Source organism: Citrobacter sp. RHBSTW-00881 (assembly GCF_013728515.1).
Lineage (GTDB): Bacteria > Pseudomonadota > Gammaproteobacteria > Enterobacterales > Enterobacteriaceae > Citrobacter > Citrobacter braakii.
Genome location: NZ_CP056269.1, coordinates 4,918,954 through 4,932,927 on the forward strand (window position 1 = coordinate 4,918,954; position 13,974 = coordinate 4,932,927).

The window sequence follows — 13,974 nt, forward strand, 5'->3', positions numbered from 1 at the left end:
TATGTTACGTATTGCCGACAAAACGTTTGATTCACATCTGTTCACCGGCACCGGAAAATTTGCTTCGTCGCAGCTTATGGTCGAGGCGATTCGCGCCTCCGGCAGCCAACTGGTGACGCTGGCGATGAAGCGCGTGGATTTGCGCCAGCACAACGATGCCATTCTGGCCCCACTTATCGACGCGGGGGTGACGCTACTGCCTAACACCTCTGGGGCGAAAACCGCGGAAGAGGCTATTTTCGCCGCCCAGCTGGCGCGTGAAGCGCTGGGCACAAACTGGCTAAAATTAGAAATCCACCCGGACGCCCGCTGGCTATTGCCGGATCCGATTGAAACGTTAAAAGCCGCGGAAGCATTGGTGAAACTGGGCTTTGTGGTGCTGCCCTACTGCGGCGCGGATCCGGTGCTGTGTAAGCGGCTGGAAGAGGTCGGCTGCGCGGCGGTAATGCCGCTCGGCGCGCCCATCGGTTCTAATCAGGGACTGGAAACGAAAGCGATGCTGGAGATTATTATCCAACAGGCAACCGTACCGGTGGTGGTTGATGCGGGTATCGGCGTCCCCAGCCACGCCACACAGGCGCTGGAAATGGGTGCCGACGCAGTGCTGGTCAACACGGCAATCGCCGTGGCCGCCTGCCCGGTCACGATGGCTACCGCCTTCCGTCTGGCGGTTGAAGCGGGCCTTCTGGCGCGCCAGGCGGTACCAGGAAGCAAAAGTTCACAGGCAAGCGCCACCAGCCCGTTAACCGGATTCCTGGAGGCCTTCGTATGAAAACGTTCAGCGACCGCTGGCGCCAGCTTGACTGGGATGATATCCGCCTGCGTATCAACGGTAAAACCGCCGCTGACGTGGAGCACGCCCTCAACGCTTCACAGCTTAGTCGCGACGATCTGATGGCGTTGCTCTCCCCTGCCGCCGCCGACTTTCTGGAGCCGTTGGCACAGCGAGCGCAGCGCCTGACCCGGCAGCGCTTCGGCAACACGGTCAGCTTTTATGTGCCGCTGTATCTCTCGAATCTTTGCGCCAACGACTGCACCTACTGCGGCTTTTCCATGAGCAACCGTATCAAACGCAAAACGCTGGACGAAGATGAGATAAAACGAGAGTGTACCGCTATCCGTGAGCTGGGTTTTGAGCATCTGTTGTTGGTCACCGGTGAACATCAGACAAAAGTCGGAATGGATTACTTTCGTCGCCATTTGCCCACCATTCGCCGCCAGTTTGCCTCGTTGCAGATGGAAGTTCAGCCGCTGTCAGAGGCTGAATATGCGGAGCTGAAGATGCTGGGACTGGATGGCGTGATGGTGTATCAGGAGAGCTATCATGAGGCGATTTACGCTCGCCACCATCTGAAGGGGAAAAAGCAGGATTTCTTCTGGCGACTGGAAACGCCGGACAGGCTGGGCCGCGCAGGGATCGACAAAATCGGTCTTGGCGCGTTGATTGGTTTGTCCGACAGCTGGCGGGTCGATTGCTATATGGTGGCTGAACATCTGCTGTGGATGCAGCAGCATTACTGGCAGAGCCGCTACTCCATCTCCTTCCCTCGCCTGCGCCCATGCACCGGTGGCGTTGAACCCGCATCGATCATGGACGAGCGACAGTTGGTCCAAACCATTTGCGCGTTTCGTTTACTGGCGCCAGAAATTGAGCTGTCGCTCTCCACCCGCGAATCGCCATGGTTCCGTGATCATGTGATCCCGCTGGCGATCAACAACGTCAGCGCCTTCTCAAAAACACAGCCCGGCGGTTATGCCGATAACCATCCTGAACTGGAACAGTTCTCCCCACACGACGCCCGTCGCCCAGAAGCCGTTGCTGAAGCACTAATGGCGCAAGGGTTACAGCCCGTGTGGAAGGACTGGGACAGCTATCTGGGACGCGCTTCGCAGATGCCGTAAGTCCGGAGCAATCGCATAAAACGAAAAAACCCGCTTTCGCGGGTTTTTCTTCACTGTCACTTAACTGCTCAGGCTCTGGCCTTCATCGCTATCGTAAGCATTAGTGAAATTATCGGCGATTACAGCGCGACAACGTTAACAGCAGACGGGCCTTTAGCGCCATTCTCCACAGAGAACTCCACTTTTTGACCTTCGTCTAATGTTTTAAAATCGTTACTCTGGATAGCAGAGAAATGCACAAACACGTCCTTGCTACCGTCCTGAGGAGTGATAAAGCCGAAGCCTTTCTCAGAGTTAAACCATTTTACTAAACCAGTCATTTTGTTAGACATAGATACTTCCTTTCATATTTTTGAGCCGCTTAAGCAGCGAAGATGGCCTGTTTTGCAGAAATTAACTTATGGGGCACTTAGGGAGGAGGCTCATGAAGAAGAGTATCTGAGGATAACGCTTGAACTGAGAACTGCTTTACTAAAACTGCTTTCATAAGGTCTGTGTATCAAACCGATGTCGCTATAGTAGACTTACTTCTAATCAATAAGCAAGCATTAATTTATTTAATAATCGATTAGCGCCGAAATGTTACACCATCGCGGTTGAGCATTTCAGGTAACAACTTGATCTAAAATGAACAAAAGCCCTGACCATTGCAGTCAGGGCTTTAAGTTACTACACACTTCAAATTTAACATTAATAAACTTAACGATTTAATACTGCTGATGGTACTACTTTAAAATGTACACGTTTACTACAGATAATATTGGATATTGATACTAACTAAAAACCGTCCTCTATTTACCGTTAAACACATTCCACCCGCTTGATAATAGAACTCAAGGCTGGTGACCTAAACAAGTACACTTCCCCTCGCGACATATACTCTTTGATGCGTTGCCTTATTTCCCTTGCGATAACCAGAAAACAGAAACCGCAAACATTTACTATTAAATCATGGCGTTACATCGTCGCGTTTTACTAACTATTTGCGATTAGATATATCAACTACGTGGCCTGAAAGCATTGCCGAGGTGAATAAATAGCGTTTTCAGCATCGACTATCCCATACAAAAATACTTCGTGGCCTTTATCGCAACCCCCAATCAAGCTCTACTAACACTTACTACGTTAACAGCAAACTACAATTTCTCCGCTGTTAAGTATTAACATACGGGTTTAAAAAATGCTGTCAATACTGTTTTTTATAACATGTCTTTATTAACAGTGATTATATATTCCTGCATATGATAAATGGGTCAACAATCGCCAAATCAGGGCCAGATCGTAGGGTTGAGCCTCTTTTTGTAACCGGTTTCAGAAAAAGTGACTTTCTTTGTGATGCCTTGCACACAATCGTTGCAAAGCAGTTGTTGCTGCGGCTGGCTCGCGATAATTATCACCCCACACATGTTGATCGAGACTGCTTATGAAAAACATCGTTTTATGCTGTGCCGCCGGAATGTCCACCAGCATGCTGGTGCAAAAGATGAAAGATGCCGCCCAGAAAAAAGGAGTCGACGTCACTATCAAAGCGGTCCCGGTGGCTGAGTTTGAAGAGAATATCGCCACTGCGGATATCGTATTGCTCGGCCCACAGGTTAAGTATGAACAGGCCAAGCTGCAGGCGCTCGCCGACCCGCTAGGAAAAAAAGTCGCCGTTATCGATATGATGGATTACGGCATGATGAAAGGCGATGCGGTACTGGACAAAGCGCTGAAACTACTGGAGTGATGGCATGGAAGAGTTAGAAACGATCATCATGGAATTATTGGTAAACGCCGGAGCTGCGCGCAGTCAAGCCCTGACGGCGTTGCAACTGGCGCGTAAAGGTGATTTCGCCGGAGCAGAACACGCGATGATGGAATCACGCGAGTATGTTAAACAAGCGCATAAAATCCAGACCCAGCTGATCGGAATTGACGAAGGTACCGGCAAACTACCGGTTAATCTCATCACCGTCCATTCGCAGGACCACCTGATGAATGCCATGGTGATTCAGGATCTGGCAGGCGATATGATTGAACTGTATCGACGCTTACCGCCAGTAAACTGATCGGATGGCGTAAGCCGTAGGCCTCATAAGCCTGGCATCATCATGCCGGATGGCAGCTGATGCCTTATCCGATCAACATAATACATCTTAAATCCATCGACATAAAAAAACCCGCCGAAGCGGGTTTTTTATTAGCGTCAGCAACGATTAATCGTTGTCAGAACCGCCCAGGCCTGCGTTCAGCAGTTCTGCCAGGCTGGCAGACGCATCTTCAGCAGTCACCTGCGGAGCAGCTGGCAGTTCGCCCGCTGCGCGGCGGCGCATACGATCCTGGTGGTACGCATAACCGGTACCCGCCGGGATCAGACGACCCACGATAACGTTCTCTTTCAGACCGCGCAGTTCATCACGTTTACCTGCAACAGCGGCTTCGGTCAGGACACGCGTGGTTTCCTGGAACGATGCTGCAGAGATGAAGGACTCGGTTGCCAGAGACGCTTTGGTGATACCCAGCAGATCGCGGGAGAATGTTGCACCCACTTTGCCGTTCGCTTCCAGATCGCGGTTAGCAATCTTGACGCGGGAGTATTCAACCTGCTCGCCTTCCAGGAAGTCGGAGCTACCAGCGCTTTCGATGGTGGCTTTACGCAGCATCTGACGAACGATAACTTCGATGTGCTTATCGTTAATCTTAACGCCCTGCAGACGGTATACGTCCTGAACTTCGTTAACGATATAACGAGTTACAGCATGCACACCACGCAGACGCAGGATGTCGTGCGGCGCTTCCGGACCGTCGGAAACAACGTCACCACGTTCTACACGTTCACCTTCGAACACGTTGAGCTGACGCCATTTCGGAATCATCTCTTCATACGGCTCGCTACCGTCTACCGGGGTGATAACCAGACGACGTTTACCTTTGGTTTCTTTACCAAAGGAAATGATGCCGCTGATTTCAGCCAGGATTGCCGGCTCTTTCGGACGACGTGCTTCGAACAGGTCCGCAACGCGCGGCAGACCACCGGTGATATCCTTGGTACCGCCGGATTCCTGCGGAACACGCGCCAGGGTGTCACCAGAACTGATCTGTACGCCATCTTCCAGCTGAACAATCGCTTTACCCGGCAGGAAGTACTGAGCAGGCATATCGGTGCCTGGGATCAGAACGTCGTTGCCCTGAGCATCAACAATTTTCAGTGCCGGACGCAGGTCTTTACCACCCGCAGTACGTTCTGCAGAATCCAGAACCACCAGAGAAGACAGACCGGTCAGCTCGTCGGTCTGACGAGTAATGGTCTGGCCGTCGATCATGTCAGTGAAGCGGACGAAACCACTCACTTCGGTGATAACCGGCATGGTGTGCGGATCCCAGTTCGCTACGGTTTCGCCGCCAGCAACCTGTTCGCCATCACCTTTCGCCATAACGGAGCCGTAAGGCACTTTATAGCTTTCTTTGGTACGGCCGAATTCGTCGATCAGTTTCAGTTCGGTGTTACGTGAGGTGATAACCAGTTTACCGCTGGAGTTAACAACCGACTTCGCATTGCTCAGACGGATGCTACCTTTGTTTTTCACCTGGATGCTGGATTCAGCAGCCGCACGAGATGCCGCACCACCGATGTGGAATGTACGCATCGTCAGCTGTGTACCCGGTTCACCGATGGACTGTGCCGCGATAACGCCGATTGCTTCACCTTTATTGATGATGTGGCCACGCGCCAGGTCACGACCGTAACAGTGCGCACATACACCAAAGTCGGTGTCACAGGATACAACGGAACGGACCTTGACGGAGTCAACTGAATTCTCTTCCAGCAGGTCACACCACTGTTCGTGCAGCAGCGTGTTGCGTGGAACCAGAATATCCGCCGTGCCCGGCTTCAGAACGTCTTCAGCAGTCACACGACCCAGAACGCGATCGCGCAGCGGTTCTTTAACATCACCACCCTCGATAACCGGGGTCATGGTGATACCTTCCAGCGTGCCGCAATCGTCTTCAGTAACAACCAAGTCCTGCGCAACGTCAACCAGACGACGGGTCAGATAACCGGAGTTCGCTGTTTTCAGTGCGGTATCCGCCAGACCTTTACGAGCACCGTGAGTAGAGATGAAGTACTGGAGTACGTTCAGACCTTCACGGAAGTTCGCGGTGATTGGCGTTTCGATGATGGAGCCATCTGGCTTAGCCATCAGACCACGCATACCGGCCAGCTGACGAATCTGTGCTGCAGAACCACGCGCACCGGAGTCGGCCATCATGTAGATGCTGTTGAAGGAAACCTGCTGCTCTTCTACGCCGTCACGGTTAATCACGGTTTCGGTTTGCAGGTTATCCATCATCGCTTTGGATACACGATCGTTCGCCGCAGCCCAGATATCGATAACTTTGTTATAGCGTTCGCCCGCGGTTACCAGACCAGACTGGAACTGCTCCTGGATCTCAGCAACTTCAGCTTCCGCTTCAGAGATGATCTCGTGTTTCTTCTCTGGGATGACCATGTCATCAATACCAACAGATGCACCTGAACGCGCTGCATAAGCAAAGCCGGTGTACATTGTCTGGTCAGCGAAGATAACGGTCGGCTTCAGGCCCAGAATGCGGTAACAGGTGTTCAGCATTTTGGAGATTGCTTTCTTGCCCAGCGCCTGGTTGACGATGGAGAAAGGCAGACCTTTCGGTACGATCATCCACAGAATGGCGCGACCAACGGTCGTGTCTTTCAGGCTGGTGTGCGCAACGAATTCGCCGTTTTCATCTTTTTCGTATTCAGTGATACGCACTTTAACGCGCGCATGCAGAGAGGCCAGACCTGCGCGATAGATACGCTCAGCTTCTTTCGGGCCAGTCAGCACCATGCCTTCGCCTTTGGCGTTAACACAGTCACGGGTCATGTAGTACAGACCCAATACAACGTCCTGAGACGGAACGATGATAGGTTCGCCGTTCGCCGGAGACAGGATGTTGTTGGTAGACATCATCAGCGCACGCGCTTCGAGCTGGGCTTCCAGCGTCAGCGGTACGTGAACAGCCATCTGGTCACCATCGAAGTCGGCGTTATATGCCGCACAAACCAGCGGGTGCAGCTGGATAGCTTTACCTTCGATCAGTACCGGTTCAAATGCCTGGATACCCAGACGGTGCAGGGTTGGTGCACGGTTCAGCAGTACCGGGTGTTCGCGGATAACTTCGTCCAGGATATCCCAAACGACAGCTTCTTCACGCTCAACCATTTTCTTAGCGGCTTTGATGGTGGTGGCCAGGCCACGCAGTTCCAGCTTGCCGTAAATGAACGGTTTGAACAGTTCCAGTGCCATTTTCTTCGGCAGACCGCACTGATGCAGACGGAGGTATGGACCTACGGTGATTACAGAACGACCGGAGTAGTCAACACGCTTACCGAGCAGGTTCTGACGGAAACGACCCTGTTTACCTTTGATCATATCGGCCAAAGATTTCAGAGGACGTTTGTTAGAACCGGTGATCGCACGACCACGACGACCGTTATCCAGCAGGGCGTCAACCGCTTCCTGCAGCATACGTTTTTCGTTACGTACGATGATGTCCGGCGCAGCCAGATCCAGCAGACGTTTCAGACGGTTGTTACGGTTGATCACGCGACGGTACAGATCGTTCAAATCTGATGTTGCGAAACGACCACCATCCAGCGGAACCAGCGGACGCAGATCTGGCGGCAGAACCGGCAGAACGGTCAGGATCATCCACTCTGGCTTGTTGCCAGACTGTACGAATGCTTCCAGCAGTTTGATACGTTTGGTCAGCTTCTTACGCTTGGTTTCGGAGTTGGTTTCGTTCAGCTCTTCGCGCAGAGTTTCGCACTCTTGCTCCAGATCCATGCTCTTCAACAGGGCCTGGATTGCTTCCGCACCCATCTTCGCGTCGAATTCGTCACCGAACTCTTCCAGCGCGTCCAGATACTGCTCTTCAGTCAGGATCTGTTGACGTTCCAGGTTAGTCATACCGCCTTCGATAACCACATAAGATTCGAAGTACAGTACGCGTTCGATATCGCGCAGCGGCATATCGAGCAGCAGACCGATACGGGACGGCAGAGATTTCAGGAACCAGATGTGAGCGGTCGGAGACGCCAGCTCGATGTGGCCCATACGCTCACGGCGTACTTTAGTCTGGGTCACTTCAACGCCGCACTTCTCACAGATCACACCACGGTGTTTCAGGCGCTTGTACTTACCGCACAGGCACTCATAGTCTTTTACCGGCCCAAAGATACGGGCGCAGAAAAGGCCGTCACGTTCAGGTTTGAACGTACGGTAGTTGATGGTTTCCGGCTTCTTAACTTCACCGAAAGACCATGAACGGATCATGTCTGGCGAGGCCAGAGCAATTTTGATCGCATCAAACTCTTCGGTTTTAGTCTGCGCTTTCAGAAACTTTAATAAATCTTTCACGGATTTGCTCCCGTCGGAGTTAGCACAATCTGGCGCTGGCTGTTACGCCAGCACCAGTGACCTGTTTGATCGAGAGTTACTCGTCTTCCAGCTCGATGTTGATACCCAGCGAACGAATCTCTTTCAACAGTACGTTGAAGGATTCCGGCATGCCTGGTTCCATCTGATGGTTGCCGTCCACGATGTTTTTATACATCTTAGTACGACCGTTCACGTCATCAGACTTAACGGTGAGCATTTCCTGCAGGGTGTATGCCGCGCCGTATGCTTCAAGCGCCCACACTTCCATCTCCCCGAAGCGCTGACCACCGAACTGAGCCTTACCACCCAGCGGCTGCTGAGTAACCAGGCTGTAAGAACCGGTAGAACGCGCATGCATCTTGTCATCAACCAGGTGGTTCAGTTTCAGCATGTACATGTAGCCAACGGTAACCTGGCGCTCGAACTGCTCACCGGTACGACCGTCGAACAGTGTGATCTGACCGGAAGTCGGCAGGCCACCCAGCTGTAACAGTTCCTTGATTTCAGACTCTTTCGCACCGTCGAACACCGGCGTTGCGATCGGCATACCTTTTTTCAGGTTTTCAGCCAGACGCAGAACTTCTTCATCGCTGAAGGTATTCAGGTCAACTTTCTGACGAACATCTGAACCCAGATCGTAAGCACGCTGGATGAATTCGCGCAGTTTCGCGACTTCCTGCTGCTGTTTCAGCATGGCGTTGATCTTATCGCCGATACCTTTCGCAGCCATACCCAGGTGGGTTTCAAGGATCTGACCGATGTTCATACGCGATGGTACGCCCAGCGGGTTCAGCACGATATCTACCGGCGTACCGTTAGCATCGTGTGGCATATCTTCGATCGGGTTGATCTTAGAGATTACACCTTTGTTACCGTGACGACCTGCCATCTTATCACCAGGCTGGATCCGACGTTTAACCGCCAGATAAACCTTAACAATCTTCAGCACGCCCGGTGCCAGATCGTCGCCCTGAGTGATTTTACGGCGTTTCGCTTCGAGTTTTTTCTCGAACTCGTGTTTCAGTTCGTCGTACTGCTCAGCCAGTTGTTCCAGCTGATTTTGTTTCTCTTCGTCGGTCAGGCCGAGTTCTAACCAGCGATCGCGCGGCAGTTTGTCGAGCTTCTCAGCTTCAACACCACCGGAAACCAGCACAGCGTAGATACGGCTGAACAGGCCAGCTTCGAGGATTTGCAGTTCTTCAGACAGGTCTTTTTTCGCCTGCTTCAGCTGCATCTCTTCGATTTCCAGCGCACGTTTGTCTTTTTCTACGCCATCGCGAGTAAAGACCTGAACGTCGATAATTGTACCGGAAACACCGTTTGGCACGCGCAGAGAAGAGTCTTTAACGTCAGACGCTTTCTCACCGAAGATCGCACGCAGCAGCTTCTCTTCTGGCGTCAGCTGGGTTTCACCTTTCGGCGTTACCTTACCAACCAGAATGTCGCCACCGGTTACTTCCGCGCCGATATAAACGATACCGGATTCATCCAGTTTGGAGAGCGCAGCTTCACCCACGTTCGGGATGTCAGCGGTGATCTCTTCCGGCCCCAGCTTGGTGTCACGGGACACACATGCCAGTTCCTGAATGTGGATGGTGGTGAAACGGTCTTCCTGGACAACACGCTCAGATACGAGGATGGAGTCTTCGAAGTTGTAACCATTCCATGGCATGAATGCCACGCGCATGTTCTGACCGAGCGCCAGTTCACCGAGGTCGGTGGACGGACCGTCTGCCAGCACATCACCACGTTCAACCGGTTCGCCCAGAGATACGCAAGGCATCTGGTTGATACAGGTGTTCTGGTTAGAACGGGTGTATTTGGTCAGGTTATAAATGTCGATACCTGCTTCGCCCGGGTACATCTCGTCTTCGTTAACTTTGATAACGATACGGGAAGCATCCACGTACTGGACGGTACCGCCACGTTTAGCAACTGCGGTAACACCGGAGTCGACGGCAACAGCACGTTCCATACCGGTACCAACCAGCGGCTTATCAGCACGCAGAGTCGGAACCGCCTGACGTTGCATGTTCGCACCCATCAATGCACGGTTGGCGTCATCGTGTTCCAGGAACGGGATCAGGGACGCACCGACGGATACCACCTGCTGGGTGGATACGTCCATGTAGTCAACCTGGTCACGGCTGAACAAGCTGGATTCGCCTTTGCTACGGCAGGTAACCAGATCTTCTACAAAGTGGCCTTCGTCATCCAGGTTGGAGTTCGCCTGAGCGATAACGTAGTTGCCTTCTTCGATAGCAGACAGGTAATGAATTTCGTCAGTTACAACACCGTCGGTCACTTTACGGTACGGAGTCTCGAGGAAGCCGTATTCGTTAGTCTGTGCGTACACGGACAAGGAGTTGATCAGACCGATGTTCGGACCTTCAGGCGTTTCGATTGGACATACGCGACCGTAGTGAGTCGGGTGTACGTCTCGAACTTCGAAGCCTGCGCGTTCACGAGTCAAACCGCCTGGGCCGAGTGCAGAGATACGACGTTTGTGCGTAATCTCAGACAGCGGGTTGTTCTGGTCCATAAACTGAGACAGCTGGCTGGAACCAAAGAACTCTTTCACTGCTGCAGAAATCGGCTTAGCGTTGATCATATCCTGAGGCATCAGGGTATCCAGATCGCCCAGAGACAGACGCTCTTTCACCGCACGCTCAACACGTACCAGGCCAACGCGGAACTGGTTTTCCGCCATTTCGCCTACGGAACGGATACGACGGTTACCGAGGTGGTCGATATCATCGACTTCGCCTTTACCGTTACGGATATCGATGAGCTTCTTCATCACTTCGATGATGTCATCTTTGCTCAGGATACCGGAACCTTCGATTTCGTCGCGCAGCAGAGAACGGTTGAACTTCATACGACCAACCGCAGACAGGTCATAGCGGTCTTCGGAGAAGAACAGGTTCTCGAACAGGCTTTCAGCAGCTTCACGCGTCGGCGGCTCACCAGGGCGCATCATGCGGTAGATTTCTACCAGCGCGCTCAGACGATCGTTGGTTGGGTCGACACGTACAGTTTCAGAAATGTACGGACCGTGGTCCAGATCGTTGGTGAACAGCGTTTCGATACGCTTGTGGCCAGACTGGCTCAGCTTAGCCAGCAGATCCAGACTCAGCTCCATGTTAGCTGCGCAGATCAGCTCGCCAGTAGATTCGTCAACGTAGTCTTTAGCCGCAACTTTACCAGCAATGTATTCAACCGGAACTTCGATATGTTTGATATCGTCTTTTTCCAGCTGGCGAATGTGGCGCGCAGTGATGCGACGGCCTTTTTCGACGTAGACTTTGCCGTTAGCTTCGATGTCAAAGGAGGCGGTTTCACCACGCAGGCGTTCCGGCACCAGTTCCATCTGCAGCTTGTTGTCACGAATTTCGAAAACAACTTTCTCAAAGAACAGGTCAAGGATCTGCTCAGTGGTGTAGTTCAGTGCACGCAGAATAATGGTCGCAGGCAGTTTACGGCGACGGTCAATACGTACGAACAGGTTGTCCTTCGGATCGAATTCGAAGTCCAGCCAGGAACCACGGTAAGGGATGATACGCGCGTTATACAGCACTTTACCCGAAGAGTGGGTTTTACCTTTGTCGGAGTCAAAGAAGACGCCAGGACTACGGTGCAGCTGAGAAACGATAACACGTTCGGTACCGTTGATAACAAAGGTACCGTTGTCTGTCATGAGCGGAATTTCGCCCATGTAGACTTCTTGTTCTTTAATGTCTTTTACGGTGCCTTCCGGCGCTTCGCGCTCGTAGATCACCAGGCGCAGTTTTACGCGCAGCGGTGCGGAATAGGTCACGCCACGGATCTGACATTCCTGAACGTCAAACACCGGTTCGCCAAGGCGGTAGCTGACGTATTGCAGCTCGGAATTACCGCTGTAGCTCTGAATCGGGAAAACGGAACGGAAAGCTGCTTCCAGACCATACTGCCCTTCAGGATCTTGCTCGATGAACTTCTGAAACGAGTCAAGCTGGATAGAAAGGAGATAAGGTATGTCCAACACTTGCGGACGTTTACCAAAATCCTTACGAATACGTTTTTTCTCGGTATAGGAGTAAACCATTAGGGTTCCTCAGCTCGCTGACAAGTCGACCCATCTGTCCGACGAAGGGACAGTTTGTGCAACACTATTTTGTTGACCGGAAAATCGAATACTTTCCGCAATGCCTGTTGCTATCACGCTTAAACCATTTCATTGCGATTTACACAGAACTGACGTTCTGTCGCAGTATATTAAGACGTCGATAGAAACAAGCATTGAAAGGCACAGCAGTAGTCAAACAGTGTGAAATGCTACTGGCGCCTTACAGCGCAAAAAGGCTGGTGACTAAAAAGTCACCAGCCATCAGCCTAATTTCTTAGGCTGCAACCAGAAAAGTTGGCTTATTTAACTTCAACTTCAGCGCCAGCTTCTTCCAGAGATTTTTTCAGTGCTTCTGCGTCGTCTTTGCTCACGCCTTCTTTCAGCGCAGCCGGTGCAGATTCTACCAGGTCTTTAGCTTCTTTCAGACCCAGGCCAGTTGCGCCACGTACTGCTTTGATAACAGCAACTTTGTTAGCGCCTGCAGCTTTCAGAATTACGTCGAATTCAGTTTTTTCTTCAGCAGCTTCAGCCGGGCCAGCAGCTACAGCTACAGCAGCAGCAGCAGAAACACCGAATTTTTCTTCCATTGCAGAAATCAGTTCTACAACGTCCATTACGGACATAGCGGATACTGCTTCAATGATTTGATCTTTAGTGATAGACATTTAAATTGTTCCTGAAAATCAGAATAAGTTTATACGTAAGCAGATGCTTTACAAAGATAACTGCGATTAAGCAGCTTCTTTCGCATCGCGTACAGCAGCCAGAGTACGAACCAGTTTGCCAGCCGAAGCTTCTTTCATGGTTGCCATCAGGCGTGCAATTGCTTCTTCGTAGGTCGGCAGAGTTGCCAGGCGATCGATATTCGATGCCGTAATCAACTCACCTTCAAAGGCTGCGGCTTTGACCTCAAATTTTGCATTCGCTTTCGCGAACTCTTTGAACAGACGAGCAGCAGCGCCCGGGTGTTCCATAGAGTATGCAATCAGGGTCGGACCAACAAACGTGTCTTTCAGGCACTCGAACTGAGTACCTTCAACGACGCGGCGCAGCAGGGTGTTACGAACAACACGCATGTATACGCCAGCTTCACGACCTGCTTTACGCAGTTCAGTCATTTTATCTACAGTTACGCCACGGGAATCCGCAACTACTGCAGACAGCGCGCCTTTGGCTACTTCGCTGACTTCAGCAACAATCGCTTGTTTGTCTTGAAGATTTAAAGCCATTAGCTTTGCTCCTGGATGTTTGCCGGAACTCATGTTCCGGAACTCACTTCACTCCCCCCAACGGAGAGAGCGTCTAAATACGGTGAGCAGAAACAAGCCAGAGTATCAGAAATAATCTTAGCGTTCTGTCACCGTCTACGCAGGGCATTAAGTTTCTTACGAAACACCTGCGGTCTTCGACGGAGGCCTGGATTAGGCCAGGCTCCAACGAACAAATCTTTTCTATCTGTCGCTATTCAATCTGTCGTGGCGTTAACTGCCTTGCCACAGCCTGAATATCTCAGATATACGTCTG

The 13,974-nt window shown here is 51.7% G+C and carries 9 protein-coding genes; 4 read left to right on the plus strand and 5 right to left on the minus strand.

The genetic code is table 11. From position 1 onward, the window contains the following. The first annotated feature begins 1 nt into the window (after window position 1). Window positions 2-772, plus strand: a complete 771-nt coding sequence (gene thiG / locus HV311_RS23635; protein ID WP_080860949.1) for a thiazole synthase — start codon at window positions 2-4, stop codon at window positions 770-772. Further along, complete coding sequence (gene thiH / locus HV311_RS23640) at window positions 769-1,902, plus strand: 2-iminoacetate synthase ThiH (RefSeq protein WP_191220538.1); 1,134 nt, start codon at window positions 769-771, stop codon at window positions 1,900-1,902. Before thiG ends, thiH begins: the two co-directional genes overlap by 4 nt. Before the next feature lie 119 nt (window positions 1,903-2,021). Here the strand turns inward: thiH and cspE are convergent, their stop codons facing one another. After that, window positions 2,022-2,234, minus strand: a complete 213-nt coding sequence (cspE, locus tag HV311_RS23645; RefSeq protein WP_016155304.1) for a transcription antiterminator/RNA stability regulator CspE — start codon at window positions 2,232-2,234, stop codon at window positions 2,022-2,024. 1,091 nt (window positions 2,235-3,325) lie between these two features. Here cspE and HV311_RS23650 point away from each other — a divergent pair. Then, complete coding sequence (locus HV311_RS23650) at window positions 3,326-3,631, plus strand: PTS sugar transporter subunit IIB (protein WP_016155303.1); 306 nt, start codon at window positions 3,326-3,328, stop codon at window positions 3,629-3,631. A gap of 4 nt (window positions 3,632-3,635) precedes the next feature. Then, on the plus strand, window positions 3,636-3,953 hold the full coding sequence (locus HV311_RS23655; RefSeq protein ID WP_016155302.1) for a PTS lactose/cellobiose transporter subunit IIA: 318 nt from the start codon (window positions 3,636-3,638) through the stop codon (window positions 3,951-3,953). 147 nt (window positions 3,954-4,100) lie between these two features. Here HV311_RS23655 and rpoC read toward each other — a convergent pair whose 3' ends face one another. The 4 genes from rpoC to rplJ all read right to left on the minus strand — a co-directional run bounded on the left by rpoC (window position 4,101) and on the right by rplJ (window position 13,679). Further along, window positions 4,101-8,324, minus strand: a complete 4,224-nt coding sequence (gene rpoC, locus HV311_RS23660; protein ID WP_016155301.1) for a DNA-directed RNA polymerase subunit beta' — start codon at window positions 8,322-8,324, stop codon at window positions 4,101-4,103. Between the two features lie 76 nt (window positions 8,325-8,400). Further along, complete coding sequence (gene rpoB / locus HV311_RS23665; RefSeq protein WP_003033111.1) at window positions 8,401-12,429, minus strand: DNA-directed RNA polymerase subunit beta; 4,029 nt, start codon at window positions 12,427-12,429, stop codon at window positions 8,401-8,403. A gap of 320 nt (window positions 12,430-12,749) precedes the next feature. Next, window positions 12,750-13,115 carry a 50S ribosomal protein L7/L12 gene (gene rplL, locus HV311_RS23670; protein ID WP_000028882.1) on the minus strand — a complete coding sequence of 122 codons (366 nt, stop codon included), beginning with the start codon at window positions 13,113-13,115 and terminating at the stop codon, window positions 12,750-12,752. A 66-nt stretch (window positions 13,116-13,181) separates the two neighbouring features. Then, entirely contained in the window at window positions 13,182-13,679 is a 498-nt protein-coding gene (rplJ, locus tag HV311_RS23675) for a 50S ribosomal protein L10 (RefSeq protein ID WP_005132895.1), read from the minus strand. Window positions 13,680-13,974: the final 295 nt, after the last annotated feature.

Coding starts and splice junctions, on each gene's coding strand:
- rpoB (WP_003033111.1), bottom strand. CDS start 12,429: ATGGTTTACTCCTATACCGAGAAAAAACGTATTCGTAAGGATTTTGGT.
- cspE (WP_016155304.1), bottom strand. CDS start 2,234: ATGTCTAACAAAATGACTGGTTTAGTAAAATGGTTTAACTCTGAGAAA.
- HV311_RS23650 (WP_016155303.1), top strand. CDS start 3,326: ATGAAAAACATCGTTTTATGCTGTGCCGCCGGAATGTCCACCAGCATG.
- thiG (WP_080860949.1), top strand. CDS start 2: ATGTTACGTATTGCCGACAAAACGTTTGATTCACATCTGTTCACCGGC.
- HV311_RS23655 (WP_016155302.1), top strand. CDS start 3,636: ATGGAAGAGTTAGAAACGATCATCATGGAATTATTGGTAAACGCCGGA.
- rplL (WP_000028882.1), bottom strand. CDS start 13,115: ATGTCTATCACTAAAGATCAAATCATTGAAGCAGTATCCGCTATGTCC.
- rplJ (WP_005132895.1), bottom strand. CDS start 13,679: ATGGCTTTAAATCTTCAAGACAAACAAGCGATTGTTGCTGAAGTCAGC.
- thiH (WP_191220538.1), top strand. CDS start 769: ATGAAAACGTTCAGCGACCGCTGGCGCCAGCTTGACTGGGATGATATC.